Below are 6,122 nucleotides of genomic sequence, written 5' to 3' on the forward strand. Positions count from 1 at the left end.
TGGTCGAAGTCGGTACGACCAACCGCACCCATGCCACCGATTATCGCAACGCGATCAACGAGCGCACCGGTCTGGTGATGAAGGTGCACACGTCGAACTACCGTATCCAGGGTTTCGTCGCGGAGGTCGCGGCGCCCGAGCTCGCCGCCATCGCCGATGCGGCCGGTGTGCCGTTGCTAAACGACCTGGGTTCGGGAAGCCTCGTCGATCTCGCACGCTACGGGCTGGCAAAGGAGCCGACCGTGCGGGAGGCCGTCGAGGAAGGGGCGCGCCTGGTCACTTTTTCCGGCGACAAGTTGTTGGGCGGACCGCAGGCCGGCTTCATCGTCGGCGATCGCGCGCTGATCGCCGAGATCAATCGCAACCCCCTCAAGCGCGCGCTCCGTGTGGACAAACTTCGCCTGGCAGCGATCGAAGCCACGCTCGCGCTTTATCGCGACCCGGATCGCCTCGCCGAACGTTTGCCGACGTTGCGCTTCCTCTCCCGGGCGCACGCGGACATCGAAGCGCAGGCACATCGCCTGCAACCAGCGGTGGCGCAGCATCTCGACGAAGCCTTCGTCGTCGATGTCGCCGACTGCCAGAGCCAGATCGGATCCGGCGCGCTGCCGCTGGACACACTTCGCAGCGCCGCGCTGCGTATTCGTTCGCGCGGCAGCCAGGATGCACTGGAGCAACTGACAGCGGCGCTACGCGCGCTTTCGTATCCGGTGATCGGACGTGTTTCCGAAGGCGCCCTGCTGCTGGATCTTCGTTGCCTGCAGGAAAGCGACGAGGCCGCCTTACTTGCGATCCTGGGCGAGCTGGACACCGCGGGGCTGGCCGCACACCGGCCGTGATCGTCGGCACGGCAGGCCACGTCGATCATGGGAAGACATCGCTGGTCAGGGCTCTCACCGGTGTCGATGGCGATCGCCTGAAAGAAGAAAAAGCCCGCGGGATCACCATCGACCTCGGCTTCGCTTACCTGCCCCTGCCCGATGGCCAGACGCTGGGCTTCATCGATGTGCCCGGACACGAGCGTTTCGTGCACACCATGGTCGCCGGTGCCGCCGGCATCGACATCGCACTGCTCGTGGTGGCGGCCGACGATGGCGTGATGCCACAAACGCGGGAGCACCTGGCGATTCTCGACCTGCTCGGCACACGTCGCGCGCTGATCGCCCTGACCAAGGCCGACCTGGCGACACCGGAACGTCTCACCGAGGTCTGCGCGCAGATTCATGAAGCGACGAAGGAGACCTCACTGGCCGGCGCGGCGATTCTGCCTGTCTCGTCCGCCACCGGCGAGGGCATCGATGCGCTACGCGAGCGACTGGTCGCCGAAGCACGTGCACTTGACGAACGCGGTCATGACGGTCGGTTCCGTCTTGCGGTCGATCGCGTCTTCACCCTCCCCGGGATCGGCCTGATCGTGACCGGCACGGTGCTTTCCGGTGTCGTGCACGCGAAGGACACCGTATGTCTCAGTCCATCGGGATTAACGGCGCGCGTCCGCTCACTTCACGCGCAGAACCGGCCCGTCGAGACCGGTCGCGCGGGTGACCGCTGTGCCCTCAACCTCGCTGGGGAAGATATCGGTAAGGACGCGATCCATCGGGGCGACATGGTGCTCGATCCCTTCCTCCACGCACCGACCGATCGCATCGACGCGCGACTGCACCTGCTGCCTTCAGAACCCCGGGCCGTCGAACCCTGGCTTGCCGTACGGCTGCACCATGGCGCCGTGGAGGTCGGCGCCCGCGTCGTGCCACTCGAGGGTCAGCAACTGCGTCCGGGACAGACGGCGGACGTGCAACTGGTACTGGATCGGCCCATCGCCGCCGCCTCGCAGGATCGCTTCGTGCTGCGCGACGTCTCCGCGCGACGCACGATGGGCGGCGGACAGTTCATCGACCTGCGCGCCCCGGAGCGCCATCGCCGCACGCCGGCACGCGTGGCCGAGCGCGCCGCACTGGGCTTCGACGATCCGCAACGGAGCCTTGCCGCCTTGCTCGACATGCCATCGTTGTCGTGGGACCTCGGCGCCTTTGCGCGTGACCGGGCCCTCTCCGCGGCGTTAGTGGAGGGGATCGTCCGCGAACTCTCACCATTGGTGTTCGATACGGCCGACGAACGTATCGCGATCGGTCATGCCTCATGGCAACACTTTGTCGCCGCCTTGATCGACCGTCTCGACGTGTTCCACGCGGCTAACCCGGACCTTCAGGGCATGGCGCGCGAGAAGCTCCGCAAGGCGGTAAAGCCGGAACTTCCACCCGCTGCGTTCACCATGGCCTTGCAGCATCCCGACCTCGCGGAGCGCGTCGCTCGCGACGGCGCCTTCGTGCGTCTTGCCGGCCACCTGATGCGCTTGAGTCCGACGCAGGAGGCACTATGGACCTCGGTCGCGCCCCTGCTGGCTGGCGAGGCACGCTTCCGTCCGCCCCGCGTGCGCGACATCGCCGGTGTGCTCTCGTATCCCGAGGCGGACATCCGGCACCTGTTCCATCGGGTGGCGCGGATGGGACGCGTGGATGAGGTCAGTCACGATCATTTTTTCCTGCGTACAACCGTCCACGAGATGGTACAGATAGCGGCCGATATCGAGGCCCATGCAGCGGATGGCTGGGTGACGGCCGCGCAGTTCCGCGACCGGCTCGACGGCGGCCGCAAGGTGGCGATCCTCGTGCTGGAGTTCTTCGACCGGCACGGTGTTACGCTCAGGCGCGGCACGTTACGGCGAATCCAGCCGCGGTACCTGGACCTGTTCGCGCCAGATACGTAAGGTGCTGCAACGTGGAAGAGCATCGTCCCCGGTGGGGCGTCCGGACTTCAAATCCGGGTGAGGCAGCCAGTCTGTCTTGGGTGGGTTCGACTCCCATGCTCTTCCGCCATTTCATTGGTTCCAAGATTCAGGGTAAAGGTTGCATCGATTTTCGCTCTTCCATCGCAAGATAAAATGTCACGGAAAATTCATTAGCTAGCGTTCTGCCGAAGGAATAGATTCGCCGCCACGCATGATCGTGCGGGGTACAGGGACAGGGAATGAACTTCGGGCATCTCGGCGCGAACGCCGTTCGCGCTTTCTTCCGTAGAACGATTTCACTCCGTGGCGGCGCAATCGCCATGGCACTACTGCTATCGACCACCACGGTTAGCGCGCAGACGATGGTCGCGCCCCAGGATGAGTATAAAAAGCTCATCAAGGTCGACGATACACTGCAACCTCTAGGCGAGAATCCGTTCGGCGAGCGCGTCAGCCTATACGACGGCAGCCTGTCATTCGAGCAGGTCGATGTGTCTGTGCCAGGCACCGGACCGACGATCACCATAGGCCGCCAGTTCTCGATACCCAGTGTCGAGGACCGCCCGGATCTGAAGAACCTAGCGTTCGGCGACTGGGACATTGATCTTCCTGAAATCGAGACGACTACGGCGGACCAGAACAACGTCACCGGTTGGCTGGTCAATACGGCTGCCCGCAAGGATATCTGCAGCGGATTCCGCGAGCCCCCGACCGTTGCTCCCCCAGCGGGGGACTCGGCACGCACCGACTGGGATCCCGAAGCCTGGTGGCACGGCTATCAATTGAAGATTCCGGGGCAAGGAAGCCAGGAACTCTTGCTTCGTGACGATAACAACGCGGCAGCTCCGAGCTCCGACTTCTTCCCGGTGAACTCGCCACTCATAAATATTACGACCACTCACAACTGGTCGGTCGGCTGTGTGCAGCACGCCAGCACCGATTCTTCGCTGCAGAGCTTCATGGCCATCGCACCGGATGGAACGAGGTACACGCTAGACCACCTTGCGTACCGTTACATGCCGACGATTCACCGCCCCTTGTTCTCACCGCCTAGCCAGGCGCTCAAGCGCGACGCCATCGCAACACCAGAGGTGGGTGGCGACGATCTCCTCCTTCGCCGCGAGGGCCACATGCTGGTCACGCGCGTACAGGATCGCTTTGGCAACTTCATCTCTTATACCTACAGCGGTGATCTCGTCACCGCGATCGACGGCAGTGACGGACGCCATGTAGCGATCTCGTACGTGGCCGGCACGCCGCGCATTTCGACGGTTACCGTTGTCGGAAATGCAGCTGGTTCGCGAACCTGGAGCTATGGGTATACGCAAGTCGGCTCGCTAGCGCAGCTGACGTCGATCGTACAGCCTGACGGTTCGACGTGGTCTTTCGATATGACCGGTCTCAACCAGGCGTGGAACAACGGTAACCCGGGGCCCGGTAGTTGCGATGCAATCGGTTCGCCGCCCGCCAGTGCGACGCACACGGGACGCATCACCCATCCTTCGGGCCTGAGCGGAGCGTTCACCGTTACCGCTGTCAAGCGCGGGCGTTCTTTCACACCCCGCGAATGCGTGATCCCTTCAGGCCAGCCGAACGACCCGACAACGCCAGATACCTACGCGACGCTTCCGGACGCCTGGTACAACATGTCGATCATCCAGCGACAGTTTACCGGCACGGGCATCGGCACGCAGACGTGGAGCTACGCCTACTCGCCGTCAAACGAAAGCTGGTTGCAGAACTGCGCGGCGGGCTGCCCTTCGACCGTGTGGACCAAAACCATCTATCCCGATGGCCACGCAGAGCGCAGCACATTCAGTAATCGCTACGACTACAGCGAGGGAATGCTCGTCGACGAAGAAATCTTCGACGGGGATGCGGACGTAACCGCATTGCGCAGGTCCACCGTCTTTGGCTACGTCAATCCAAATCCTTCGGTTGACGGACGCGCGGCGTCCTATCCCCACCCGTGGGGAACCTCGATGTTCCAGCGCGTGAACATCGCGCAGGTGCAGGAAAAGATTCCCACAGCATCCCGCGAGGTGATCCAGGACACGGATCACTTCCTGTGGACCGCCCTTGTCTACGACTCCCTGGCCCAACCCACGACGGTGCAGCGTAATAGCAGCTTTGGCTACAGCGTCCAGGAACGCACGACTTACCTGAACGATTTTCCTCACTGGGTGCTCGGTCTACCCACCACGAGCGAAAACCTGACCACTGGGGAGACTGTCAGCCAGAACGTCTACAACCCGACGGACCAGACCTTGCTAGAACGCGACAGCTTCGGCCGCAAGGTCATGAGTTACGCATTCAATCCGCAGGGGCAGCTGGCTAGCTTCACCGACGGCAACAACCATACTACCGCCCTGCAGAACTACTACCGCGGCATTCCGCGCTCCATTCTTTATCCCGACAACACCGCGCAGTCACTTGTGGTCGACGACCTGGGCCAGATCACCGCGATCGCAAACCAGAAGGGCGACGTTACCAGCTACGGCTATGACGCAATCGGCCGTCTCTCCACTGTCGTCTATCCCGGCGGTGACTCGGTCGCATGGAATGCGCAGCACATCGTGTACGAACTCATGCCTCCGGCCGACCGCAACATCGGCGGCGTGCACTGGCGCAGGACGGCCACCCAGGGCAACAGTGTCGACCAGCTCTACTACGACGCCATGCTCAGGCCGATCGTCCACGACTCTCACCCTGCCGATAACAGCATCTACTACAGCATGCGTACGGACTATGACTGGAGGGGAAATCAGTCGTTCCAGTCATACTGGTATACCGGCGCTCCGTTTCTGGCCAACATGGGCAATGGCCTGCTCACCTTCCGTGACGTGCTGAACCGACCGAACGGGACGCGGCATACGTCCGAGCTCGGTGACCTGATCACGACCACCACCTACCTTGGTGGCAACCGCACCCAGGTAAAGGACCAAAAGGGCAATATCACCACGTATGCCTACCAGATGTTCGACGAGCCAGCCTACAACAAGCCCGTACTCGTCGAGGCACCGGAGAACGTGCTCCAGACGATCTTCCGCGATACCTACGGGAACCCCGTGTCCATCACCCAAAGTGGGGGCGGCCAGTCGATCACCAAGACCATGACGTACGACGGCGAGCATCGTCTCTGCCGCACGTGGGAGCCGGAATCCGGCAGCGAGATCATGGCCTACGACAACGCCGACAATCTAGCCTGGAGCGTGTCCGGGGCGTCGTTCAATAGCGCAGGGTGTGGGCAGGACCAGGTGGTGGAAGGCACCAAGACCGTGCGTGCCTACGACGCCATGAACCGCGTCACCTCGGTCATTTATCCGACCGGCAC

The 6,122-nt window shown here is 62.8% G+C and carries 3 protein-coding genes and 1 tRNA gene; all 4 read left to right on the forward strand.

The window, feature by feature from the left end:
- The coding region (gene selA, locus AC1DT2_RS13995) for an L-seryl-tRNA(Sec) selenium transferase (protein WP_477296946.1) at positions 1-839 on the forward strand (839 nt) is incomplete at its 5' end.
- Positions 836-2,767, forward strand: a complete 1,932-nt coding sequence (selB, locus tag AC1DT2_RS14000; RefSeq protein ID WP_477296948.1) for a selenocysteine-specific translation elongation factor — start codon at positions 836-838, stop codon at positions 2,765-2,767. The genes selA and selB, both read left to right, overlap by 4 nt.
- A gap of 13 nt (positions 2,768-2,780) precedes the next feature.
- Positions 2,781-2,876 (forward strand) — tRNA-Sec (locus tag AC1DT2_RS14005).
- Positions 2,877-3,108: 232 nt separating this feature from the next.
- A partial coding sequence (locus AC1DT2_RS14010) for an RHS repeat domain-containing protein (RefSeq protein WP_477296949.1) occupies positions 3,109-6,122 on the forward strand: 3,014 nt, incomplete at its 3' end.

This window comes from Luteibacter sp. P4_E6, from assembly GCF_056401535.1.